The sequence below is a fragment of the Desulforhopalus sp. genome, assembly GCA_030247675.1.
In the GTDB taxonomy this organism is placed as follows: Bacteria; Desulfobacterota; Desulfobulbia; order Desulfobulbales; family Desulfocapsaceae; genus Desulforhopalus_A.
On record JAOTRX010000011.1, the window covers coordinates 142,273 to 166,351 of the forward strand.

General features: G+C 50.9%; 26 protein-coding genes. 7 read left to right on the forward strand and 19 right to left on the reverse strand.

The genetic code is table 11. The annotated features are described in order from the left end of the window. Window positions 1-84 precede the first annotated feature (84 nt). A complete protein-coding gene (locus OEL83_19960; protein MDK9709319.1) occupies window positions 85-474 on the forward strand; it encodes a dinitrogenase iron-molybdenum cofactor biosynthesis protein in 390 nt (129 codons plus the stop codon). A 188-nt stretch (window positions 475-662) separates the two neighbouring features. Then, window positions 663-965 (forward strand): DUF134 domain-containing protein, encoded by a 303-nt coding sequence (locus OEL83_19965; GenBank protein ID MDK9709320.1) that lies wholly within the window; start codon window positions 663-665, stop codon window positions 963-965. Between the two features lie 49 nt (window positions 966-1,014). Here OEL83_19965 and OEL83_19970 read toward each other — a convergent pair whose 3' ends face one another. After that, window positions 1,015-2,601: a peptide chain release factor 3 gene (locus tag OEL83_19970; protein MDK9709321.1), complete on the reverse strand. Its 1,587-nt coding sequence runs from the start codon at window positions 2,599-2,601 to the stop codon at window positions 1,015-1,017. 114 nt (window positions 2,602-2,715) lie between these two features. Between OEL83_19970 and rfbB the strand changes: the two genes are divergently transcribed. The 3 genes from rfbB to OEL83_19985 are packed head-to-tail and all read left to right on the forward strand — an operon-like array spanning window position 2,716 to window position 4,658. Next, window positions 2,716-3,789 (forward strand): dTDP-glucose 4,6-dehydratase, encoded by a 1,074-nt coding sequence (gene rfbB / locus OEL83_19975; GenBank protein ID MDK9709322.1) that lies wholly within the window; start codon window positions 2,716-2,718, stop codon window positions 3,787-3,789. 54 nt (window positions 3,790-3,843) lie between these two features. Further along, entirely contained in the window at window positions 3,844-4,425 is a 582-nt protein-coding gene (rfbC, locus tag OEL83_19980) for a dTDP-4-dehydrorhamnose 3,5-epimerase (GenBank protein MDK9709323.1), read from the forward strand. 20 nt (window positions 4,426-4,445) lie between these two features. Beyond that, window positions 4,446-4,658 carry a hypothetical protein gene (locus OEL83_19985; protein MDK9709324.1) on the forward strand — a complete coding sequence of 71 codons (213 nt, stop codon included), beginning with the start codon at window positions 4,446-4,448 and terminating at the stop codon, window positions 4,656-4,658. 7 nt (window positions 4,659-4,665) lie between these two features. Here OEL83_19985 and OEL83_19990 read toward each other — a convergent pair whose 3' ends face one another. Beyond that, on the reverse strand, window positions 4,666-5,430 hold the full coding sequence (locus OEL83_19990; protein MDK9709325.1) for a phosphatase: 765 nt from the start codon (window positions 5,428-5,430) through the stop codon (window positions 4,666-4,668). 436 nt (window positions 5,431-5,866) lie between these two features. On the opposite strand from OEL83_19990, the gene OEL83_19995 reads away from it, so the two are divergent. Beyond that, window positions 5,867-7,108 (forward strand): isocitrate dehydrogenase (NADP(+)), encoded by a 1,242-nt coding sequence (locus tag OEL83_19995; GenBank protein ID MDK9709326.1) that lies wholly within the window; start codon window positions 5,867-5,869, stop codon window positions 7,106-7,108. 298 nt (window positions 7,109-7,406) lie between these two features. Here the strand turns inward: OEL83_19995 and OEL83_20000 are convergent, their stop codons facing one another. The 4 genes from OEL83_20000 to OEL83_20015 form a co-directional block, all read right to left on the reverse strand. Continuing rightward, complete coding sequence (locus OEL83_20000) at window positions 7,407-7,838, reverse strand: hypothetical protein (protein MDK9709327.1); 432 nt, start codon at window positions 7,836-7,838, stop codon at window positions 7,407-7,409. Between the two features lie 162 nt (window positions 7,839-8,000). Then, window positions 8,001-8,324, reverse strand: a complete 324-nt coding sequence (locus OEL83_20005) for a cytochrome c (GenBank protein ID MDK9709328.1) — start codon at window positions 8,322-8,324, stop codon at window positions 8,001-8,003. Between the two features lie 102 nt (window positions 8,325-8,426). After that, the gene (locus tag OEL83_20010) at window positions 8,427-9,692 is read right to left on the reverse strand and encodes a D-alanyl-D-alanine carboxypeptidase (GenBank protein MDK9709329.1); all 1,266 of its coding nucleotides are present in this window, start codon (window positions 9,690-9,692) and stop codon (window positions 8,427-8,429) included. A 54-nt stretch (window positions 9,693-9,746) separates the two neighbouring features. Beyond that, entirely contained in the window at window positions 9,747-12,296 is a 2,550-nt protein-coding gene (locus OEL83_20015) for a TIGR03960 family B12-binding radical SAM protein (GenBank protein MDK9709330.1), read from the reverse strand. Between the two features lie 193 nt (window positions 12,297-12,489). On the opposite strand from OEL83_20015, the gene OEL83_20020 reads away from it, so the two are divergent. Next, window positions 12,490-13,569 (forward strand): AMIN domain-containing protein, encoded by a 1,080-nt coding sequence (locus tag OEL83_20020; GenBank protein ID MDK9709331.1) that lies wholly within the window; start codon window positions 12,490-12,492, stop codon window positions 13,567-13,569. A gap of 10 nt (window positions 13,570-13,579) precedes the next feature. Here the strand turns inward: OEL83_20020 and OEL83_20025 are convergent, their stop codons facing one another. From OEL83_20025 to ffh, 13 genes are all read right to left on the reverse strand, one after another. Continuing rightward, window positions 13,580-14,401, reverse strand: a complete 822-nt coding sequence (locus OEL83_20025) for a hypothetical protein (protein ID MDK9709332.1) — start codon at window positions 14,399-14,401, stop codon at window positions 13,580-13,582. Next, window positions 14,382-16,091 carry a tetratricopeptide repeat protein gene (locus tag OEL83_20030; protein ID MDK9709333.1) on the reverse strand — a complete coding sequence of 570 codons (1,710 nt, stop codon included), beginning with the start codon at window positions 16,089-16,091 and terminating at the stop codon, window positions 14,382-14,384. The genes OEL83_20025 and OEL83_20030 overlap by 20 nt, the downstream gene beginning before the upstream one ends. Before the next feature lie 4 nt (window positions 16,092-16,095). Beyond that, on the reverse strand, window positions 16,096-16,728 hold the full coding sequence (tmk, locus tag OEL83_20035) for a dTMP kinase (GenBank protein ID MDK9709334.1): 633 nt from the start codon (window positions 16,726-16,728) through the stop codon (window positions 16,096-16,098). A gap of 10 nt (window positions 16,729-16,738) precedes the next feature. After that, on the reverse strand, window positions 16,739-17,719 hold the full coding sequence (gene pdxA, locus OEL83_20040; GenBank protein ID MDK9709335.1) for a 4-hydroxythreonine-4-phosphate dehydrogenase PdxA: 981 nt from the start codon (window positions 17,717-17,719) through the stop codon (window positions 16,739-16,741). Between the two features lie 216 nt (window positions 17,720-17,935). Further along, a complete protein-coding gene (locus OEL83_20045; GenBank protein ID MDK9709336.1) occupies window positions 17,936-18,310 on the reverse strand; it encodes a YraN family protein in 375 nt (124 codons plus the stop codon). Beyond that, window positions 18,300-18,947: a ribonuclease HII gene (locus tag OEL83_20050; GenBank protein MDK9709337.1), complete on the reverse strand. Its 648-nt coding sequence runs from the start codon at window positions 18,945-18,947 to the stop codon at window positions 18,300-18,302. The genes OEL83_20045 and OEL83_20050 overlap by 11 nt, the downstream gene beginning before the upstream one ends. A gap of 87 nt (window positions 18,948-19,034) precedes the next feature. Next, window positions 19,035-19,388: a 50S ribosomal protein L19 gene (rplS, locus tag OEL83_20055; GenBank protein ID MDK9709338.1), complete on the reverse strand. Its 354-nt coding sequence runs from the start codon at window positions 19,386-19,388 to the stop codon at window positions 19,035-19,037. A gap of 70 nt (window positions 19,389-19,458) precedes the next feature. Then, window positions 19,459-20,028 carry an RNA methyltransferase gene (locus OEL83_20060; protein MDK9709339.1) on the reverse strand — a complete coding sequence of 190 codons (570 nt, stop codon included), beginning with the start codon at window positions 20,026-20,028 and terminating at the stop codon, window positions 19,459-19,461. Further along, entirely contained in the window at window positions 20,025-20,795 is a 771-nt protein-coding gene (gene trmD / locus OEL83_20065; GenBank protein ID MDK9709340.1) for a tRNA (guanosine(37)-N1)-methyltransferase TrmD, read from the reverse strand. The genes OEL83_20060 and trmD overlap by 4 nt, the downstream gene beginning before the upstream one ends. A gap of 19 nt (window positions 20,796-20,814) precedes the next feature. After that, on the reverse strand, window positions 20,815-21,375 hold the full coding sequence (gene rimM / locus OEL83_20070; protein MDK9709341.1) for a ribosome maturation factor RimM: 561 nt from the start codon (window positions 21,373-21,375) through the stop codon (window positions 20,815-20,817). 3 nt (window positions 21,376-21,378) lie between these two features. Further along, window positions 21,379-21,609: a KH domain-containing protein gene (locus OEL83_20075; GenBank protein MDK9709342.1), complete on the reverse strand. Its 231-nt coding sequence runs from the start codon at window positions 21,607-21,609 to the stop codon at window positions 21,379-21,381. Between the two features lie 2 nt (window positions 21,610-21,611). Then, complete coding sequence (gene rpsP / locus OEL83_20080) at window positions 21,612-21,860, reverse strand: 30S ribosomal protein S16 (GenBank protein ID MDK9709343.1); 249 nt, start codon at window positions 21,858-21,860, stop codon at window positions 21,612-21,614. A 70-nt stretch (window positions 21,861-21,930) separates the two neighbouring features. Next, window positions 21,931-23,286: a signal recognition particle protein gene (ffh, locus tag OEL83_20085; GenBank protein ID MDK9709344.1), complete on the reverse strand. Its 1,356-nt coding sequence runs from the start codon at window positions 23,284-23,286 to the stop codon at window positions 21,931-21,933. Between the last annotated feature and the right edge of the window lie 793 nt (window positions 23,287-24,079).

Genomic DNA, 24,079 nt, shown 5'->3' on the forward strand with positions numbered 1-24,079 from the left:
GAAGGTTATCGTGCAAATGCACAAAATGATGATCTTGGCAATTAGCAATACATTCTTTAAATGTCTTTAATAAGGAGAAACAACATGCAGGTAGCAATTCCAACTAATAGTCCAGGGGGCCTTGAGGCGCAACGTTCAGACCATTTTGGCCACTGTGACATCTTTACCGTCGTCGAGTTTGACGAGCAAAAAAATGTCAAAAATGTAAAGACCATAGCCAACGGTGGACATGAGGCTGGCGGGTGTTTAGTGCCGGTGCAACTTCTGCACGCCGCAGGAGTTCAGGCAATAATCGTCGGTGGCATGGGGGGACGACCCCTGCGTGGCTTTGCCGAGGTAGGGATCACCGTCTATTTTGCCGATCGTGGAAGCATGCAGACCGTCAGTGATGTGGTTGACGGTTTTGTAGGCAACAGCCTGCCCGTAATGCATGCCGATCAGGCCTGTCAAGGGTCGGGGAACTGTCAGCACTGATGGATTGATTTTTCCCTTCACAACCGGTATAAGGGGCCTTTAGCTGGACGCTCCTCCTTGGAGCGTCCCTTTTGCCGTATCATTGCAGGTGGTTGAGATTTATACCTCATTTGCATCGGTGGTAACAAGGTAGCTCGTCAAAGCAAGGTGTTTGCCTATTGCATTGGAGCCGGTTTCCGGAGGGATATATGTCGCCAAGACCTAAAAAAGAGAGGAAATGCCAAGGCCAGTTTTGTGGTAAGGCCTTTAAGCCCACCGGAACCCCGCTTGTCTCCCTCAGGCAGATTTCCCTCCACAATGACGAGCTCGAGGCCTTGCGGCTTTGCGATAAAGAGGGGATGACCCAGGAAGAGGCAGGGAAAAGCATGGGGGTGTCCCGCGGCACTATCCAGCGGATTATCACCGCCGCCAGGCAGAAGGTCGCCGAGGCCTTGACCGGCGGTCACGCCCTGGTATTTGTAGACCAGATAGAGACACCTGAAACAGAGTAGGCAGTTTTTTGCCGGTGCGGCTCACCGCAGCGTAGCCCTGGCGGAGGAATCAGATATTCTCGCGGGTCTTGTGAAAGATGATGGCGGGCCACTTCTCCATGAAATAGTTCAACATCCACTCACTTTGCGCCAGATAGGTGAGAAAACCTTCGGTGTCCCTGGCGAGGGATGCCTGATTTTTCCTTTCGAATTCTTCAAGGGCTTTCTTGTCATCACAATATACCCAGCGCGCTGCCTGGTAATCGACGGATTCGTAGATAGCCCGGACACTGTATTCGTTTTGCAACCGGGCCATGGTCACCTCGAATTGCAGGACGCCTACCGCCCCCATGATGTAATCTGAACCGATAAGTGGGCGAAAGACCTGAATGGCGCCTTCTTCCGCTAGCTGGACGAGGCCCTTCTGCAGCTGTTTCATCTTCAGCGGGTCTTTGAGCAGGACCCGGCGGAAATGCTCCGGGGCGAAATTGGGAATGCCGGTAAACTTCAGAGGCTCCTTTGGTGAGAAGGTGTCGCCGATCTTGATTGTCCCGTGGTTGTGCAGGCCGATGATGTCTCCCGGCCAGGCCTCTTCCACGTTGGATCGTTCCTGGGCCATGAAGATAGTGGCGTTGGCAAGGGTGATGTCTTTGCCGAGGCGATGGTGTCTGACCTTCATCCCCTTGGTGAATTGGCCGGAGCAGATGCGAAAGAAGGCGATGCGGTCCCGGTGCGCCGGGTTCATATTGGCCTGAATTTTAAAAACAAAGCCGGTGAAATCCTCTTCTTCCGGATCGACCATGCGGCTTACCGCCTGGCGTGGGCCGGGCGGCGGAGCCATTTCAACAAAACAGTCGAGCATCTCCCTGATACCGAAATTATTGATGGCACTGCCGAAGAATACCGGGGTCTGGCTGGCCTTCAGATAATGGTCGTATTCAAAGGGATTGGCGGCGCCGGCGAGGAGTTCCAGGTCCTGGCGCAGGTCGTCGGCTTGGCGGCCGAGCAGCGCATCAACCTGCGGGTCGTTCAGATCGTCGATAAAGATACCCTGCACATCGCGGGTATTTTGACCAGGAGTAAAGAGATGGAGGGCCTTGCGGTAGATATTGTATACGCCCTTGAAGGTCTTGCCCATGCCGATCGGCCAGGAAAGGGGGGTACACTCAATCTGCAGCTTTTCTTCGATCTCTGCCATGATATCGAGCGGCGACATGCCCTCGCGGTCGAGCTTATTGATAAAGGTCATGATCGGGGTGTTGCGCATCCGGCACACCTCCATCAGTTTCTCGGTTTGCGCCTCAACGCCTTTGGCGCTGTCGATGACCATCACCGCTGAATCGACAGCAGTAAGTACCCGGTATGTGTCCTCTGAAAAGTCCTGGTGGCCGGGGGTGTCGAGGAGGTTGACTTCATAATCCCGATAGGTGAACTTCATCACCGAAGTCGTTACGGAAATGCCGCGTTCCTGTTCGATTGCCATCCAATCGCTGGTAGCATGACGGTCTACTTTCCGCGATTTCACTGCACCGGCCATGTTGATGGCCCCTCCGAATAGAAGCAGTTTTTCGGTAAGCGTAGTCTTCCCCGCATCGGGATGGCTGATGATCCCGAAGGTCCGCCTCCTGGCGATTTCCTGGTGCTGTTGTTTACTCATGGCTGCTGAAAATAGAACTTTGATTTATGGAATGAACTTATTATAAGAACATGCAGAAAAAAAGTGAGTAGGATATGTTCTTTTTCCGATAATGCAAACAGAAAACTGACACCAATGAAAAATAAGCGTACCGTGCTGGTGACCGGAGGTTGTGGGTTCATCGGGGCGAATTTTGTTCGGTTGCTGCACAGCCACCATGGCGATTGGCGGGTGGTAAATCTTGATAAACTCACCTATGCCGGTAACTTGCAAAACCTTGCGGGGATTATCGAAGGGGAAAACTACCGCTTTGTCCGGGGCGATATCTGCGATGCCGAATTGGTTGAGAGGCTTTTTCATGAGGAAGGCTTTGACACGGTTGTCCACTTCGCCGCCGAGTCGCATGTCGATCGATCGATTACCGGCCCCGGAGAGTTCATCCGCACCAATATTGGCGGCACCTTTACCCTCCTTGAAGCAGCGCGGCAGAATTGGCCGGGGGACAAGGCGCAGGAGGCAGGACACTGTTTTCTCCATGTCAGTACCGATGAGGTCTACGGTTCTCTTGGTTCGACCGGGTATTTCACCGAGACCACGGCCTACGACCCACGGTCGCCGTATTCGGCATCGAAGGCCTCCTCCGACCACCTGGCAAGTGCCTATTTCCACACCTACGGTCTGCCGGTGCGCATAACCAACTGTTCGAACAACTACGGGCCGTATCAATTTCCGGAAAAACTCATCCCCCTCATCTTCAATAACGCCCTGAACAACCGACCCCTGCCGGTTTACGGTGACGGCAAGAATGTCCGCGACTGGTTGTATGTGCAGGATCACTGTGAGGCGATTGTCGAGGTGTTGACCAAGGGTAGGAACGGCCAGTGCTACAATATCGGTGGCAATAACGAGAAGCAAAATCTTGAGGTGGTCACCCTTATCTGTGATCTTCTTGACAAAAAGCTTGGCCTGGGCGAATCAGGGCAGCCGCGCCGCTCGCTTATCACCTTCGTGGCCGATCGTTTGGGCCATGACCGCCGCTACGCCATCGATGCAACGAAAATCAAGGAGCAGCTTGGTTGGCAGCCGCGGATGACCTTTGCCGAGGGTATGGACCAAACCGTCGATTGGTATCTTGCCAACCTTCATTGGGTGGCCGATATCGTCAGCGGCGAATACCAGATGTATTATGCCGAGATGTATCGCTTGTAAGTGCCGGGATGCATTGCACGGCAATATCCGAACCTTTTGAATATTTAGATATCAATGAAAGTTACAGCAACAGCCATTCCAGAAGTTTTGCTCATCGAGCCACGGGTGTTCGGTGATGACCGGGGTTTTTTCTTTGAGAGTTTTAATCAGCGCGAGTGGCTGGAAGAGACCGGACTGAAGCGGGATTTCGTTCAGGACAACCATTCTCGGTCAAATAAAGGGGTTTTGCGTGGTCTGCACTATCAGATCAAGCAATCCCAGGGGAAGCTGGTGCGGGTGGTCAGCGGTGAGGTCTTCGATGTTGCTGTTGATTTGCGGCGATCATCCGCCACCTTCGGCAAATGGGTCGGAGCCCTGCTGTCGGCGGAGAATAAGTTGCAGCTGTGGATCCCCGAAGGTTTTGGCCATGGTTTTGTCGTTTTGTCCGAGACTGCGGAGTTTCTTTACCGCACCACCGACTATTACGCCCCAGAGTATGAGCGCTGCATCATCTGGAATGACCCTGAACTGGGCATTGAGTGGCCGATATCGGCGCCGCCAGTCCTTTCCACAAAAGATGCCGCCGGCCTTCCCTTCCGCAGTGCCGAAGTTTTCGAGGCAGATCCGGGCAACGACAGATTCACGAGTCCTAAGTAAGGTGAGCCATGCAAAAATACATGAATTTACTGTGTGTCCTGTTCCTGCTCTGCAGCAGTTGTGCGTCGTACTCAGGTAAGAAAAAGATGGTCATTCTTCAGGATCCTAAAACCATGGACTTCGTTGAATGCGAAGTCAGCGATCAGTTTGTGACGCCCGCATCCTACAGCAAAAATGAAGAGTGCGTTGAAGGGTATAAGAAGCAGGGGTTCGTTGTTTGGGGGGAAAGGTAAGGCCGGCCTACACTGATTTTGTCATTGGGGCGCCTATCTCGAAGAAGGCATCGAGATTTTCCTTGTGCCTTTCTTGGAGAAAGGTCAAGAAGGCATAACAGCTGGTGCTGAGGATTCGGTCGCTTGGAAAGCCGATATTTTCTATAAATTCGGTGCATTCGGTAAATCGTCCAACGTTGTAGGCGATGTGTGCGTCGCTGCCGAAGGTGAGGCAGGCGCCATGACGGCCAACTGCCTCAGCGAGGGAGCTGCAGTTTTTCTCACTGCCGGGACGGGAGGTGGTGAGCGAGGAGTTGTTGATCTCGACCAGGACCTTATAGGCACTTGCCGCCTTGGCTACCTCCTCGACATCGATTGGAAAGGCGGGGTTGCCGCCGTGGGCGAAGACATCGATCTTCCCTGAGGCCATGGCCCCGATAACCGCATCGGTATGCCGGTTCTTGGTGGAAGGTTCGATGACCGGCTCATGGAGGCTGGCGAGGACGATATCCAACAGTGGTGGTAGGCTGTCATCGATATCAAGCTTACCCTGCCAGTCGATGATGTTTGCCTCTATACCCCTGAGAACCCCTACCCCGTTAAGGATCCGGGGGATGACCCGCATGTTCCTGAAGTACCAGATGTGTGGGCTGCCCGGCATGGCCGGGCCATGTTCTGTTAAAGCCAGGAGCTTGATTCCAGCGGCAGCGGCGGCGGCGACGTTCTCACCCAGTGTGCTGTAAGCGTGGCCGCTGGCGATTGTGTGGGTATGGCTATCAACCTCAATGTGCATTCGGACACTCATGGCGAGAGATTGGCGGGATGGAAGCTTGGTTTTTATCCGCCTCCGGTAGGTACCGCGTTTATACCGCAAGGGCATACGATTAGTTTGAGCAGATAGCTGCTCAGCTCAGTTTTATCTTACAGTTTGTGGCGGATTTGTCCAGCGGATCGATACTGTCGTTTTGGCGGTTTGTGACATTCTGCCGTTCGACCAAATTACCATTTGGAGACTGGCAAGTTGATCGGTTTCTCGTTAATATGAAATACGTATACCGCAAGGGCATATGTTTCGTTTGAGCAGACAAGCTGCTCAACGCAGCTTGTAAAAACCTTCTCCCTTTTCGGCGGGCTCGAACGAACCTTAGTTTTGGCCATTTTCTTTATCAGGACAATTTTTGCCACTGGGCAAAGGTTCATTTATCAACTTTTACTGTGATGAATAATCGATGAAAAAGATACAAGTAACTAACCCGGTTGTGGAGCTGGATGGCGATGAGATGACGCGGATTATCTGGCAATTTATTAAAGAATCGCTGATCTTACCCTATCTTGATCTGGATATCCGTTACTACGATTTGTCGATCCAGTCGAGAGATGCCAGTGATGATCAGGTGACCATTGATGCGGCCAACGCTATCAAACAATTCGGGGTCGGCATTAAATGCGCGACAATCACACCCGATGAAGGACGGGTGAAGGAATTCAAGCTGAAAAAGATGTACAAATCGCCAAACGGCACGATCCGCAATATTCTTGACGGGACGGTGTTTCGCGAGCCTATCGTGGTGAAGAATATTCCCCGGCTGGTAACTACTTGGAAAAGGCCGATTTGTATTGGGCGCCACGCCTTCGGCGACCAATACAAGGCAACTGATTTTGTTGTTCAAGGACGGGGAAAATTGACGGTTACCTTTACTCCTGAGGATGGCAGCGAGCCCCAGAGCTACGACGTGTATAACTTCCAGGGCTGCGGGGTGGCAATGACCATGTATAACACCGATGCCTCGATCACCGGCTTTGCTCATTCGTGTTTTAACCAGGCCATTCATAAAAAGTGGCCATTATACCTTTCAACAAAAAATACTATTTTAAAACAGTATGATGGGCGGTTTAAAGACATCTTTGCCGAACTCTACCAAAGCACCTACAAAGGGCTGATGGATGCCCTGGGTATCACCTATGAACATCGCCTGATTGACGACATGGTGGCCTCAGCGCTGAAATGGGATGGTGGCTTTGTCTGGGCCTGCAAAAATTATGATGGTGATGTCCAGTCGGATACCCTGGCACAGGGTTTCGGCTCGCTTGGCTTGATGACCTCAACCCTGGTGACTCCGGATGGTAAGACCATGGAGGCCGAGGCCGCACATGGTACCGTCACCCGCCATTACCGGGAGCATCAGCAGGGAAGACCAACCTCCACTAACCCCATTGCCTCGATCTTCGCCTGGACGAGGGGCTTGGCCTTCCGCGGCAAAATGGATGGTAACCGGCCGCTCATAGCCTTTTGCCAGGCGCTGGAAGATGTTTGTATCGAGACGGTGGAAGATGGGAAAATGACCAAAGACCTGGCCTTGTGCATTTACGGGAAGGATCTCCAGCCGAACCACTATTTAACGACTGAGGCCTTTTTGGCGGTCCTTGCCACAAATCTACAGGAGAAGCTGGCCAAAGGCTTCGAGGAGTAAGAGTGGACCTGGCATACTGCTTTTCAGAGTGCGCTTCGTACCTTGTGTAGAATTATATTCTTGTTTTTTGATTCAATTTTCTGTGGATACTATAACTGTTTTAAGGGGGCAGTGTTTAGAAAACCTTAGATATGCATGAAGGGATGGTCAAAAAACAGGTCATCCCTTTGTGCTTTTTATGCTTTTCGATTCGTCTGCATCTGCCCCAAAGGGCACTAATCCCGATGGACTGATAGTGCTGAGGCATGTGCAAGAATAACCCCTCATCCCGGAAGCAGGCGGCAGAGGGGGTGAACCATTAACCGTAAACCAGTGACCCGCCCGAGTAGCCCAATCCTCCCGCACAGGCGAGACAGAGAAAATAGAAAATCACCATTTTTCTCTGACTGGCTCCCTTTCTCTTTATGATAACGGCGGCTATCAAGAGAACAGTAAGCACCGTGGCGAGAATCATTTTTGCAATGATAAAGCCATTCCACGCCCCTTGCTGTAAGTGAAGCCAATCCAGCATACCGGCACCGATAACCGGGCCAATGGAGAGCAGGGCAAGGACACAGCAGTGAAAGGCAGTCTGATCAAAGACCTCTTTTTTCATGACTAGACCGAGGAGGGAAAACACCACCATGCCAATAATCATGCCCATCGGCACATGGGTGAGCATGGGGTGGAGCGGGTGGGTAAATCCCACCGCCGCCAGAAAGGTGTAAAGGCTTTCAACCATTGAGTTCATAATGCCCTCCTTTGTGAAGAGAATGATTGCGGTGGCAAACCTCCAATATGGAACAACCGCGATCCCTGTTGTAGTAAGTGATAATCATTCCTGGTTACAATTACAAAGGACATTTCGCACACCGATCATTTCTCAGCCCAAGGTTGTTAAGCCAAGGTGTGGTTATTTGGCGCTTTTCAAGTAGGCATAAATATCTGCCGCATCTCGTTCGGAGATTTTTGACTCTGGAAAGGGTGGCATTATTGGCGCATCTTTCTTTCGCAGTTTTTTGACAAAACTACCAAAGCTCATGTCGAGGTTGGTGATGTCGGGAGCTCGGCCACCTTTACCTGTTTCACCGTGACAGGCACCGCAGTTGTTCATCTTGTACCATGTTTGGCCGTTTCCCGGGTCGCCAACCGGGGCTGTTCCGCAAGAGGAAAGGGTCAGGAAAAGGAGAAAAGCACCGCAGCTTACGGCAATTTTACAATGATCGGCAGGCAGCATACAAACTCCTTGGTGGTAATAAATTGTTGAAAAATGAATGACAGACGAAGGTGCAGGCTGCTTGCATGGTAAAAAAGGCCAGCGCAAATGGCAAGGACATTTTCAGCGTTTGTCGAGCCGGGCCAGCGGGATGCCTGTGTCACCAATGGGCACCCTGGCCTGAAGCTCCTTGAGCAGTTGCTTCCTGGTGTTTTCCGGCTGGTTGAGCAGGAGGGCAAAAGGTATAAGCGTGTCATTTTGCGGGAAGTATCCGGCGTAACAGTAGACACCGGTGAGGGTGCCACTTTTCAGCGGTATTGATTCGTATTGCTTTAAAAGGGTGGCAAATGGTTTGAAGCGGCCAAGGATCTGAATCAGGGCGGCAGGACTTACCCGGTTTTGCCTCGATAGACCGGCACCGTCCATGACGATCAGCACCTCTTTGGGAAGGCCAAGGGAGGTCATTGCATAATTGCCGAAGGTCTGCCTACCCTTATCCCAGGTTGCAGGGAAACCGTAGGCTTGCAGGCCACAGGTGAGAAATAGCTGGTTGGCGATGAAGTTGTTGGAATATTTCAGACATTCTCTGACAATTTCCTCCAGAGGCGCAGGGCTTTGATGAATGAAAACAGGTTTGAGGCTGCCTGGAGTATTTTCTTTTTTGAAAGGATGCTGAATGGTTATCCCGGCTTTTTGCAGCTGCGCCGTAAGAAGTTCACCAGCGTAGCGAAGGGTCGGCGATTTGTCCGCCTCAGGGGGCAGCATGTTGATATTGAGACGATAGGAGCCGGGAGCAAGTCCGCTACCTATTTGTTTCATCAGTGGAAGCAGAGGGGTTTCCGGTTCAGCGGAGCTGACCTTGCCGTTTTTACCGACCAATATCGGCACGGCATTGAAATTGACGGCCAGGGCGCCGTTTGGGGCATCATAACTGTTTGCCGAATTTTCGTCGCTGGCTGTTTCGCCGTTCAGGCTGAAGACGCTGTCGTCGAGACATAGCGAGCGCAGTTTCGTTATTCCCATGCCGGCAAGTTTTTTGCCGATTTCGAGGATATTTGCGGAAGTGAGAAGTGGGTCGCCATAACCTTTGATATACAGGTTCGCTTGGCTATCGAGGAAAAAGTGCGTTTCAAAACGGTACTCCGGGCTGAGGAGCTCAAGCGCGATCAGGCTTGTCAGAACCTTCATGGTTGAAGCCGGCACAAAAAGGTCATCTGCCCGGTATCGGTGACGGCCGCTGCTGTCTTCGATCATGTAGCCACCGTTACTGATCAGATGGTCGATATTGTCCTCGGCGGCAAGTGTATCCTGGACGCCGGCGGTGAGCATGAAAAACAAGAGAGCAAGTAACCAGGAGGTAGCGGCTGCAGTGGGAATCTTTTGTGCCACGATTTGATTTCTTGCAGGGAATTTCATAAAGTCTTCGAAGCCTGTTGTGTTCTGTTACTGGCTATCCATGGATCGCCAAGCAGTTTTAAGAATTGTGGTGGCCAAGGATTCCTCTTGATTCAGACCAAGGATCTGTGCCAGCGCCTCCAAGGGTTTGATCCCGGGTTGAGCGCTTACTCCGACCATGTCAAGCTGTATCGATGCGGGGCCGGAGACTTCAATACGGGCGATAAGCGGGCGAATGTCGATCTCGCTGGACCTCCCCTTCCTCGTCTTGGTGACAGGATAACTCACACTACCAGAAAAATTGGTGATCCGCTCCTTTTCCGAGTCGGTGATTGTTCGCGGCAGGGTGAGAATGTAGGAGGTGAGAAGGCATTGCGGCACTTTCCCCGAATGGGGCTCAATTTTATTGATTTTCAGGCCCGGGACGAGCTTTTCGTTGAGGACTTTCGCAGTTGCCGCGCAGTCTTTGAGCGGTTCCGGGAGGTCCATGATGAAAAATTCGGCAAGGCTTTCTGTTCCAGCCGCCAGGGCCGGGCCGAAGGAGATCTTTGGTGACGGATTAAAGCCCTGGCTGAAATTGGTTTGTATCGCCGCTCGGCGGAGGGTGCGAAAGATTCCCTGTAGCATCTCCAAGTGGCCGAGATAGCAGATATTTCCGAGGCGGGAGTAGTGAACGATATATTTGTAGTGGCCGGTAAAGGGGTTATGCTCCTGCGCAGCACAATCTGGTACCTGAGGAGAAGCAGACTGTTCTGTCACAACGTTCTTGCCCCGGTTGCAGACTACCGGCTGGATTGTCTTGAAGTCACAGAGGCCACATTTTTGGCAGGCGTGGTAGCGGCAATCGGGGGTGTAATCCTCGCGCCAGGCCTTTTCCTGCTCATCAAGGAGAAACTGCGGGGTGACCCCTGAGCTCAGATGCTGCCACGGCAATATGTCTTCTATGTTCCTGGCCTGCAGATACCATTCAAGGGACAATTGACAGGTCTCCGCCGCTTGTTGCCAGCGGGAAAGATCAAAATGTTCGTCCCAGCCGTCGAGGCGGGCTCCTTCACCCCAGGCCTTTTCAATAAGGGTTGCAAGGCGCCGGTCGCCGCGGGAGAAAACCCCTTCGAGAAAACTCTGCCTGGGGCTGTGGTAACGCAGGTTGCAGCCCTTGCCGGGAAGAGTTCGCTTGATGCGCTGAATGCGCTCCATGCCTGCGTCCATGCTCAGCTGTTCTGCCCACTGAAAGGGGGTGTGTGGTTTGGGGACAAATGTGCCGACGCTGATGGTGATCTGTCTTTTGCCCCGGCCGCCTCCTTTGCTTTTATCATTCATGATCTTTTTAGCCAGGTCGGCGATGGCCAGGATGTCTTCATCGGTCTCCGTCGGCAGACCAATCATGAAATAGAGCTTCACACCTTGCCAGCCGGCGGCAAAGGCGTCATTACAGGTACTGAGGAGGTCCTCCTCGGTAATGCCTTTGTTGATGACCCGGCGCAGCCGTTCACTGCCGGCCTCGGGGGCCAGGGTAAAGCCGGTTTTGCGAACCCGTTTTACCTGCTCCATGACCGCTGGGGTGAGGGTTCCCACCCGCATTGAAGGCATGGCGATGGAAATGAACCGTGAGGAGAACTTGTCCATCAGTGCTGGAAGAGTCTGTTCCAGGCAGCTGTAATCGCCGGTGGAAAGAGACAACAGGGCGAGCTCTTCAAAGCCGGAGTTGTCGATGCCGTTTTCCGCAAGTTCCATGATTTGCTCCGGGGTCCGTTCCCGAACCGGCCGGTAGGTGATGCCTGCCTGGCAAAACCGGCAGCCTCTGGTGCAGCCGCGGGCGACTTCGATCCCCAGTCGGTCATGGACAATCTTGGCATTTGGCACGATGGGTCGTTTGAGGTGATCTATCTTGCCAAGATCTTTCAGTATTCTCCGACGTATCACATCTTTTTCGCCGGCCATTCGACGGATTGCCAGGATGTTCCCGGAGGCGTCATAATCCGGCTGGAAATGGCTGGGGATATACACACCGTCAATTGCCGCAAGGTGCAAAAGAAGTTCGGCCTTGCTCCCACCCGCGGCTTTATGCCGGACAATCACATCGCCAATCTCGATGACCGCCTCCTCGCCGTCGCCGAGGAGAATGGCGTCAAAATAATCGGCGACCGGCTCAGGGTTAAAGGACCCGGCGCCGCCGCCGAGGAGAAGGGGGAACGAGCTGTCCCGGTCCCGTGCGTACAAGGGAATATTAGCCAGATCGAGGATTGTCAGGATGTTGGTGTAGCAGAGTTCATAGGGCAGGGTGATGCCGATACAATCAAAACTGTTCAGCGGCCGGAGTGACTCAAGACTGGTGAGCAGCTGTCCTTTTTCACGAAGGAGCCGCTCAATATCGGTGTCCGGGCAATAGCAGCGCTCAGCCAGGAAATCTTCCCGGCTGTTCAGAATATGATAGAGGATTTGCAGGCCGTGATGGGACATACCTATTTCATAAAGGTCTGGAAAGACAAGGGCAAAGCGGACCGAAATGGAATCCCAGTCCTTTTGCACGGAATTATATTCATGACCGAGGTAGCGGCCGGGTTTGACGACGGAGGCAAAGTGCGCTTGGTTGGACATGGGGTTCCCAGGGAAAAATGGTGGAGGAAATACTCCTGCAGTAGGCATATCTCTTTGATTCTTCAATATCATCCAGGCCAATCATTTACTGAAATTTGGTTGACTTTTCAAGTCGGGATAAGGTAATCAGAAAAGTTGTACTCGGCGTTTTTGGTTAAACATTCGTTATAATATGTGAAAAAGGATGTGTCTGATGAAATGGTTAGCATTTCTTCTCGTCGTTTTTACCGGAATCATTGTCGGGTTGTCTTCGGCAGGTTTTGCAGCGTCCTCGGGTGGGGTGGCAATCGAATCGATTTCCCATGCCGTGGTTGCCGACAATGAGGAGAAGTTGACCTTCAAGCTCGGGGCCCAGGTTGCCCCGAAGATTTTCACCATGAAGGGTGATAATCCTCGTTTGGTCCTTGATTTCCTTAATAGTTCGTATGCGGGCAAAGGAAACATTCCTCTTCCCGAAGGCAAATTGGCCACAACCATTCGTACCGGTTCGCATCAGGCTCCTGAACAGAAAATACGCGTGGTGGTAGATCTTGCCAAGAACATCGCCGTTCGTCATACCAGCGAGTATTCCGAGGCGGATCGTATTCTCACCGTACGGTTGTCTGCCGATTCGAAGGAGCAGTCTTCAAAAGAGATGTTGCCCGCCGTCAAGCAGGAAGCAGTGGCCCCGCCATTACCTGTTGAAAAAGACGCTGCGGTTGCCAAACCTGCCACTGAAAAACTCACCGTCGAAAAACCGGTGATTGAAAAACCTGTCGCGGAAAAGGCTGTGGCTGACAAACCCGCCGTTGACAAGCAAGCGGCCGGAAAATTGGCAACGGAGAAACCGCTATCGACCGCAGCTCTCCCTGCCGAACCGGAGAAGAAAGCGGCGTCGGCCTCAACTATAACTCCTGCCGCACCTTCCGTGCCAGAGAGCCCGCAGCTTCTTAATATAACCTTTGATGATTCCTCGCAAAAAGGCGAAATGGTACTTTTTCATCTCACCGGATTTCTTCCGCCAACCGTTTCTGCCGTGGAAAAAGACAATCCCAGAGTGATCTGTGATTTTCCCGGGATAGAACTCAGCAAAGGGCTGCAGGAAAACATCCTTGCCAACGGCAAATATGTCCAAAAGATAAGCACGGCAAAACACAGCAAACCGGAGAAGGTCCAGGTGACTCTCAGTCTCTCTCCCAGCAGGGACTATGATTTGCAGCAGGTATTCTTTAAAAAGGACAATCTCTTTGTCTTGATCATCAATGAATTGCCGGCGGAGAAATCAGCAAAGTAATACTGGATTACTATGGAAAAAGCTGTTGGGTGTATCCTGGCGGTACGGGAATGGAGAATTGTTTTCCCTCATTGGTTAGTTGGACATTTGACAGCTTAAGTCGGATATCGGTTCCGTAGTCGAGGCCTTCGATGTGTATTTCCAGAGGTTGGTGACATTCTCCTAGAGTAATCCAGTCACCATAAGTCACCTTGGCAATGATTTTACCGTTGCTGTTTTCCAGGACGCGGGCAAGAGGTAATTTGCTGGAAGGTTCAAGAAGCAGGTGGCTCATGCCCGCCGGTTCCGTCTTGCCGTGTCGAAAAGATATCCACAAACCCCTGGCATCCTTATCCTCGTAGATAGCGGAGATGGTATTACTCGGCCGCAGATTTCTCCCAGTGATCCACTCCCCCCATTGCCCGTTAAGGAATTCATTCGGCAGACTGTGGCGTACACCAAAGGCCTGCATGCTGCCAGCCAAGTATTTCCTCTCAGGGACATTAACATATTGATACCACTTCTGGTCTCCGGCAATAGCCACAAGGGTTTGGCCAAAAGGGTTGGCGACGACAAATTTGTAGGATCCTGGGGATGAAAACTGCAGGTAGCCACTCAGCGCCTGTTTTTCGAGGGGATCTGTGTAGAAAAGGGCCAAGTCGCCATCAAGACCAGGGCCGCAGGCCTGCTGTTCTTGCAACAGAGAATCGACCAACTGACTGGCGGTGGTGAACTGGTCACCATCCAGGGGGCTTGTCCAGGGTTTGCCGGCACATCCTGAGAGGATCAGAGCAGCAAATAGCAGGAGGCTGGAAAACGGGATGCTTGGGATCTTAGTGTTTATCAAGGGCATCAATTTTCTCCTGTACTGCAGCTTTTTTGTTTTCATCTTCAAACATCCCTAAAGCCTTCTGGTAGTATTCAAGCGCTTTGCCTGTGTTGCCGAGGGAGCGGTACGCATCGCCGAGGTGATCGTATATGTTTGGATCATTCGGTTCCAGTTCGATGGATCGGCTGAGTTCACTGACTGCCCTCTGGAAATCGCCTAGGCGATAATATACCCAACCCAGGCTGTCAACGATGTAGCCGTTATCAGGTTTCAGGGCCACTGCCTTAGTAATATATTCCAGGGCTTCCTTGAGGCGGATATTTTTATCGGCCCAGGTATAGCCGATAAAATTCAAGGCCTCGGCGTGATCCGGCTGCAGTTCCAGGACTTTCATCATTTTGTTCATGGCCTGTTCTTCCATGCCTTTCTTGTCAAGGATTAGAGCGTATTGGAAGAATAGCTGAGCGTTGTCGGGATAGATGGACACAGCTGCTTCGAGGAGGGAAACGGCAGCGTGGTCTTCTTGGTTTTCATGGTACAGCGAAGCGAGGAGGGCGTAAAAGAGGGGCCTTCGTCCGGACTCCTTGGCGATATGTTTTCTCAAAAGAGCGATGGCTTTGTCTTTTTCTCCGGATTCCTGATAGATGCGAGTTTGCAGATATACTGCATCGTCAAAATCAGGACTGTTTTCGGCAATACGGCTGAGATGTTTGCGCGCCAAGGGGTAGTCTTTATCACGGTAGGCAAGCAGCGCCAGCATATAGCGAGCCTCTGAATCATCCGCTTCCTCTGCCAGCCGTTCAAGGATTTCTTTAGCTTTTTCATCCTCTTCCCGGCGCAGGAGAACCTTGCTGGTGATAAGGTCGATATTCGTTGGGTTTCTGCTGAAGGTACGAATGTTCTTCAGTTCCTCCAGGGCTTCACCACTTTTCTCCATATCAAGCAAGGCCTGCACCCGGCTGAGTGCGGCTCGCTCATTAAAGGGATCGTTTTCGCCGATGGTGGTGTACACACGCAGGGCATCGGCATTTTTTTTCAAGGACGCATAGTATAAACCGAGTTCGAAGGCCAGTTCACTCGACCAATTGAGTTCCAGCGATTTTTCGTATTGTTCGATGGCTTCTTGGGATTTCCCGGTTTGTTTCAGGAGGCGGGCCAAAGACAGGCGGGCGTAGTAGAAGCTGCCATTTTTTTTCAGCAATTGCCGAAAGAGATCTTCTGCCTTCTGGTAGTCTTCCAAATGGCTGTAGAGCAGGCCAAGACGCAAAAACACACTTTCGTTTTCCGGGTCACGCTCAAGTATCTGTTTGTAAAGTGATATGGCATCTGAAATTTTTTCTTGTTGAATGTATAAGCTGGCAAGAAGAAGCCGGTTGCTGTTTGCTTCGGGGTGTTCGACCAGGGTCTGTTGCAATGTGCTGGCTGCCTTGTCAAATTCACCCATTTTTAGCAAAAGTATCGGCAGTTTGTCTCTGAGATACTCTACCCCGGGATCACAGATGAGGGCCTTTTCATAGGCTTCAAGGGCCTCTGGGTAGCGCCCGGTGAATTCAGCGTGAGATCCCCAGAGGAAATAGAAGTAGGAGCAGGCAAGATCGGTGTCCGGATCTTCTTTTGCCGGTTCGTTAATGACTGTGACAACCTTCTGGTAAACGGTGCATGACGCGAGAAGGAGACAGCAGCAGATTGCAAGGAGGAAGTTTTTTCCACTCATTGGATCAGACCAGGGTGGTGGAGATCTGGGGCTTAAAGAGTTTCATTACATAGCCAACAACGAGGTGGTGGATGATTTCCTTTGATTCCGAAGCATTAATTGGACGGATATATGGCTTTTTAATGGAGGAAAAGATGCTGGCTACCTTTTCCAGGAATTCCCGTTGCTCAAAATTGTTGGGGGTGTCGCCCCGGCCAGAGACAATTCGTTGCTGACTCACCGCCGGATCAATTTGGAAAAGCAGGACAAGATCGGGTTCAGGGGCAAAACTGTTCATGGCCAGGATCGATTCGGGATCAAGGCCCAGGGCTCCCTGATAGGCGGCGGTAGAGAAGTAGTATCTATCGCAGAGAATAATCTTGCCCTCTTCAAGGCCGGGCAAGAGGAGCTCGTTTACATGTTGCCGGCGATCAGCCAAGAAGAGCTCAAGTTCTTCCTCACGACTGTATCTGTCTCTGTGATTGTAGAGGTCGCGAATCTTCATGCCGAACGGGCCGTTGGTAGGTTCCTTGGTGATCACAACCGGATATCCCTTGTCGCGCAAATAGTTGCCGAGGAGATCGCGTTGGGTGGTTTTGCCAGTCCCATCTATGCCCTCAAAAATGATCAGTTTTCCGCGTTCTTTGCTGGATATCATAATCTTTATCTCAAGATACAGGCAAGGCTGCCCGGTTAGTGGCAATAGTTGCGGCGAGGCGAATGGCTTCGGCGAGGCTGGCATGTTGCGCCAGGCCCTTGCCGGCAATGTCATAGGCTGTGCCATGATCAACGGAGGTACGGACAATAGGCAGGCCGAGGGTTACATTTACCCCATCCTCAAAGTGCAGCATTTTAAAGGGAATAAGGCCCTGGTCGTGGTACATGGCGACCACCGCATCAAAATTTCCGGCCGAGGCCTTGAAAAACACCGTATCTGGAGGAAATGGGCCGTTGACATTGACACCCTCCCTTTTGCTGAGGGCGATGGCAGGCGCAATAAGCAGCGTCTCTTCATCACCAAAGATCCCACCTTCACCGGCGTGGGGATTGAGACCGGCAACGGCAATTCGTGGTTGACTAATAGCGAAGTCGGTCATAAGAGCCGAGTGGGTTATACGAATTAATCTTTGAATTGTGTCGATGGTAAGATCTGCGGCCACATCCCTTAAAGGGCGATGGATGGTAACCAGGGTGACCTTCAGCCGCTTACCGGCCATCATCATGGCGTAGTTGGAGGTTTTGGTCAGGCTGGCGAGCATCTCGGTATGCCCGGGAAAGCAATAGCCGGCATTTTGCAGCGAAAACTTGGAAATGGGGCAGGTGGCTATGCCTTGAAGGATACCCTGTTGAGCCAGTGCAACGGCGTGTTCGATATAGCCTGCCATGGCATGACCGGTGGCAAGAGTGGGGCAACCCCAGACGAGGTCATTGGCAGCAAGATCGGCAACTTGGATGACCGGGATGCCCCAGGTTGGCAGTGGATTCTCGGGTTGCCAGGCCACAAAATGTGACGGTAGTCCAAGCTGATTAGCTACACGGGTGAGAACACCTCTATCGCCGATAACCACCGGCTGGAATCCCGCAGGCTGGGCATTCTCGGCAAAGTAGCGAACGATGATTTCTGGGCCGATCCCGACGGGGCAACCCATGGTAATTCCAATAGTGACCATAAGAATCAGTGTACCGTGAAAAAGTTATTATGCAAGCCATCCTCATAACTTTTGGGTTGGCCCTTTGGTAACTTCAATTTCAAATTACATGGTGAGCTCATTTCCGTTTTCATGGGTACAGCAAATGCCTGATTGCAATTCCAGCGCAATTTTTATCCTCGGCAGCGGTATGCTACCCTGCCATGAGACATGGAATTATCCTTCGTAAAGGTCGAATGCGTTGGTGAGGAGTTCAATTTCCGGCTTTTGCTTGAAGCCGATACAAATAGAGACAACATCAAATCGGGCCGGGGTGTCAAAAAGATTTTTTGCAGCCAGATAATGCTGGGCAGTTTTACTAATTTGTCTTTGCTTTCTGGGGGTTATGGCACTGGCGGGAGAGCCGTAAGCTATGCTGGTTCTTGTCTTTACTTCAACAAACACTAAAACTTCCTGTGCCCTAGCGATTATATCTATTTCCCCATATAGACATCGATAATTTCTTTCCAGTATCTTATAGCCATTTTGAGTGAGGAATTCGGCGGCGATATTCTCACCACTTTGCCCAAGATTTTGTTCTCTATTTAACATACTCCCTGACTCTCTTGAAGGTCATGCGATGGGCTGGACAAGGTCCGTGGGAGGATATAGCTAAGCGGTGCTCCTGGGTGGGATAGCCTTTGTTCTGAATGAAATTGTAGACAGGGAATTTGTGGTGGAGGTCTTCCATAAGTCTGTCCCGGGTGACCTTGGCGATAATGCTGGCAGCAGCGATGGAAGCGCTTTTCGATTCACCCTTAACGAGGGCTTTCTGAGGTGTCGACAGAGGAATGGTAAACTTGCCGTCGACAAGAATGAAATCGGGCAGTGGGGTTGGCAAGTTTTCCACAGCCAGCTGCATGGCCAGGAGTGATGCCTGAAGGATATTAATACAATCGATTTGCCTCTCGGAAACTACGCCAACACCTATGGCTGAACCTAGATCATACAACAGTTTTTCAAGTTCGAGTCTTTTTTGGTGCTTGAGGACTTTTGAGTCGAGAAAAACCGCATGATTGCAGTCTGACGGCAATACCACCGCCGCAGCAACAACAGGACCGGCGAGAGGGCCACGCCCTGCTTCGTCGCAACCGGCAACACAGCGTAACCCTCTGGCGTATAAGTGCCGCTCGAGACTGAAGTTGTCTTTGCCAGTGTGACAACCTGAAAGGCTTTCTTGCATCGCCATATATTAGAAATGCAAAAGACCAACCATCACGGACATCGACCTGTAAGGCAGTATGTCAGTGATGGTATGGATTGCTACACGAAAACCTTATCGTGGCAGACCACGCTCGCGGATACGCGCCGCTTTTCCTGTGAGATTGCGGAGGTAGTAGAGACGAGCACGACGGACCCTGCCTTTTGTCAGCAGTTCGATCTTTTCAATCCGGGGATTATGCAGAGAGAAAGTCTTCTCAACACCAACACCATGGGAAATCTTCCGCACGGTGTAACTGGCATTCATGGTGCCATGCTTACGCTTGGTTACCACACCCTGGAAGACCTGAATCCGTTCTTTGTTACCCTCTACGATCCGGATATGTACTTTCACGGTATCGCCGGGACGGAAATCAGGGAGGTCCTGCCGCATCTGCTCTAAATTGATTCTTTCAAGTATTGTGCTCATAACGTCTTCTATTAGTTGAAGTATGTTTAGGATAAAATCCCGTAGTTGAAATAGTTCTTTGCCAATTTTCTTAGGTTCCGAGCAGCCTGTCAAGGATGATTGAGACGGCAGAGCGAACCGAAAGATGATTATAATTCGTGCCACCCTTGATAGGGGGCAGTGTTACATCAGATAAATCAATAATTTCCTGGGCAAGCCCATGGGCTGTGCCAAATATTAGTAGCACCGGTTCTTTGCTTTTAATCTTTTGTGCTACTTCATTATAACCAACGGTCGTTTCCCGTAACAATGCGCTGGTTGTGACCAGCATCGGCCGTTTACCGTATTTTTGTGTCAACTCATTGATTGCAGACGTCAAAGAGTCAACAAGACAGACTATGCTGAGTGCCTCTTTTCGAGCCGGATTGTATGTGGCCCCGTGTCCGGTCTCCCAGTGAGCGAGCAACTCTCTGACTAGCAGCTGCTGGTCCTCGTAGGGAGTTGCCAAAAAATACCTGGCTACCCCATAGGTCCGGGCAGATCTGGCAATGTCGTGAATATCCAGATTGGTAACCGCCGAGCCAATTATCTCCGCCCTTTTATTCACCACAGGATGATGTACAAGGGCAATGTTCAGTGTAGTTTCGCCCTGATAGGTCATCGTTCCGGGGGTATCTGCTGGAGTATCCTTATTTTTTCATAGAGATCGTGCTGACGAAGCAGCTTGATTTCTTTGGTACTGAACGTCTCCAATTTTATTAAATCCGGCCGCCTTTCAATCGTCCGGAGGACAGATGCAATAAACCGGTATGCTTCGATTTTCTCGTGGTAGCCGGTTAATAACTCATCAGGTACAGCCTGTTCCTCAAATATCCGCGGCCTGGTGTACTGCGGATGTTTGAGTAATCTTCGACTAAAGGTGTCTTTCTCGGCTGAGTCTGTGCACCCCAGAACACCCGGTAACAATCTGGTCACCGAATCAATAATCACCATGGCCGCCAGTTCGCCTCCGGTAAGGATGAAATCGCCAATGGAGATTTCATCATCAATATAACCGGCACGAAACCGTTCATCAACGCCCTCGTAACGACCACATACTAAGACGAGATGCTTCTCATTTGCCAACTCGGCGGCAATCTTCTGGTCGTATTGTCGCCCCTGAGGGGTCAGCAAAATGACCCTCGCTGTAGAGTGACCCTGCTCGCGTCTACTCCTTACTGCTTTCGCCAAAGGCTCGGGTTTCATCACCATGCCTTCGCCACCGCCGAAAGGCCGGTCGTCAGTCATAGCCTGGGGATCGTCGGCAAAATCCCGTATATTGACAATGTTGGTGGCGATTTGTCCTTTTAACCGAGCTCTTCGAAGGATACCCTCATTGAGAGGCGAATCGAAGAGGTCTGGGAAAATCGTTAAAATATCAAAAATCATTCGGGGACGCCACTTCCCTTCAACCGGCAGAGTTGCTATTGAGTTCCATGAGGCCTGGCGGAAGATCAACAATCAGCTTTTCCGCCGTTTCGCCAACCAATATGCCTTTGGTGATTGGTATAAGGAGCTCTTCTCCAGCCGTTTTTACCACCAGAACATCTTGCGCGCCGTTGGTGAAAATATGCGTAACCCGGCCAATTGTATTACCCTCGAGGCCAACAACCAATTTATCCTGATAGTTATGCCAGTAGTATTCGTTGTCACCGACTGCCGGCAGGTGTTTTCTCGCCAGAAGTACAGCATCGCCCTCGATTTGTTCCGCTTGCACCCGATTGGCAATGGATGCCAGCTGGACAACCGCAGCTTTGCCTTGGGCTCTGCTCCTCAGAATTACATGGGGAGCAGAGAGCCTGCCATTTTTGCCGGCGAGGACTATTTCCCGGTAACCTTTGAGGTTCTCGGGCTGACCGGAGAACAGGAAGATTTTTACTTCTCCACGCAGTCCGTGCGCCTTAACAACTTTGCCCAGCAACAGATACTCGTCATCGGGATACGAAAAATCCGCAACCACATCAACCATCGCTTATTCAATTATCTCAAGCCGGCATCTTTTGTCGGCCTTTGCCGCGGCAGCAGACAAAAGAGAGCGCAACGCCCTGGCAGTTCGTCCCTGCTTACCGATAACCTTCCCTAAATCTTCGGGGGCAACGCCTAACTCGATGGTCACGGAGTCTTCTTCAACTTTGCTGGCGACCTTCACAGCATCTGGTTGATCGACTAGGGACCTTGCAATAACAGAAATAAGCTCTTCCATCACTAGGCAGCAGTCGTTGATGCTTTCTTGATCAGGCTTTTTACAGTTACAGTTGGAAGTGCTCCCTTGCCGAGCCATTCTTGCAGCTTGGTGTTATCAAAGGTAATTGCTGCCGGTTCCTTGCACGGATCATACGTTCCAACGATATCAAGGAATTTTCCGTCACGTTTGGTCTCGCTGTTGGCAACGATGATGCGATAAAAAGGTTTTTTCTTTTTGCCAAGTCTGGTTAATCGAATACGTACTGCCATTCCGGTAAGTCCTCCGGTTGATTGTATGGGGTTATGGTACTGGGCTCTTTGCCGTTTCCGGGTAGAGACCCTATTTTTTCTTCATGCCTTTCGGCAGTTTTCTACGCTTTATACCGGAAATTGCTCCGGGCTTGCCACTTATTTTCTTCATCATTTTCAGCATTTCCGAATAGCTTTTCAGCACTCTGTTGACGTCACCGATGGCAGTGCCGGAGCCTGCCGCGATGCGCATTCTTCTGCTGGTGTTGATAATCTGATGATTTTTTCGCTCCTGGCGGGTCATGGAGCGAATTATAGCCTCCGTTTTAACGAGTTCTTTCTGGTCAGGCTTTGGGACGTCTTTGAGCTGACGGAGCTTGTTTATACCCGGGACCATATCAAGAATTTTTTCGAGAGAACCCATCTTTTTAATCTGCTGGATCTGCTCAAGAAAATCTTCCAGGGTGAATTGATTTTTTCTGAGTTTTTTGGCGATTTTGTCGGCTTCTTCTTTGTCGACCACCGCTTCGGCTTTTTCAATCAGGGTGAGAATATCACCCATGCCAAGGATACGCGAGGCAACCCGTTCTGGATGAAATACCTCAATGTCATCGAGTCCTTCACCGATGCCAACAAATTTAATTGGCTTTCCGGTTATGGACTTTATGGATAGGGCAGCGCCACCCCGGGCATCACCTTCCATTTTGGTGAGAATGACTCCGGTAAACTCAAGATCGGTATTGAATTTGTCAGCTACGGTTACTGCATCTTGGCCGGTCATGGCGTCAGCCACGAAAAGGATCTCGGTAAGAGGAATTGCAGAGCGGATTTCTCGCAATTCGATCATAAGAGTCTCGTCGACATGTAATCGGCCGGCGGTGTCAATGATCAATGTGTCGTAGCCACGGAGCCCAGCTTCGTTCAATGCCTGGCGGCAGATGTCAACTGGCTTTACATTAAGGGCAGATGGATGGACCGGCACGTTAATGCGTTCACCAAGTACCTGCAGTTGCTCAATGGCGGCTGGGCGATAGATATCAGCTGGAACCAGGTAGGGGCGGCGGCCTTTCTCCTGGAGCAGTTTGGCAAGTTTGCCGGCCGTAGTGGTTTTGCCAGATCCTTGCAAGCCAGCCATCATAACCACTACAGGCTGTCTGCCGTCGAGTTTGATTTGTTGGGCTGTACCACCTAGGAGATCGACGAGTTCTTCGTGAACGACCTTTATGACCTGCTGGCCCGGGGACAAGCTTTTTGAGACATCGCGACCGATGGCTTTGGCGGTGACATTGGCAACGAAGTCTTTCGCTACTTTAAAGTTGACATCTGCTTCCAGAAGGGCACTGCGCACCTCATGCAATGCCTCGCCGATATTCTCTTCGGTAAGCTTGCTTTGGCCACGGAGTTTTTTAAAAACCCCTTCTAGTCTATCGGATAAATTCTCAAACATAATATGTCAGTAGAGTTCGCTGTCACCCAATATGGGTTTTCCCTTTGATCTTTATCTGTTTTTTTGCATCAACAGCAAAATAACGAATTTTTCATCGTGGGAAGCTCACTAAATTCGGTAATTAGAAATTCAAAAGAGAAGAAAAATACTGTGTATTGATATCAATGTCAAGAAGGGAAAGAATAGGCTTGTGGAAATTCGCTCATTTGCCCAAGTTGGCGACGTTTGTTGCCAGGGATACTTATGCGGAGCGTGGTTTCATTCCGTGCTGAAAGAGGTAATAGGCAATGGAAGGCCAAAGGATTAGCACGGCGGTGATCCAAAGGAATTTTATGGTTTGACTCTCAAAAGAGCGGAGAAAAATGTCTCTTAAAACAATGAACATGAGGCCTATGTTCAAGGTGAAACCTATGAAGCTTATTGGAAGGAGGTAATTTATCTGACGGAGTTGGGGGAGGAGAATTAGAGCAAGGATCAAACCAACTGCAAAGGTCATAGCTAGGACGGAATATACTTTTTCAAAGAGATTCATGCGGTCCAGGGAGGTTAACTAAAGATACTATAGCAGAGAGGGTTTCTTGAGGTTCAGAATGACAGTGTAGACTATAGACGTTGGCATTGCAAATGAGAAGTGATCTGAGATAGCACGGAGAAACGCTTCTCATGTGTAGTAGTTACGACTTGATCTGACAGTTACCAGTTTTTTGCAGGTGTCTGTCAGATCAAATTCAGTTCAAGTTTTTATCCTGCCATACTGTCTTTCCATCCACAAGGGTTTCCATCGGAGTTCGCC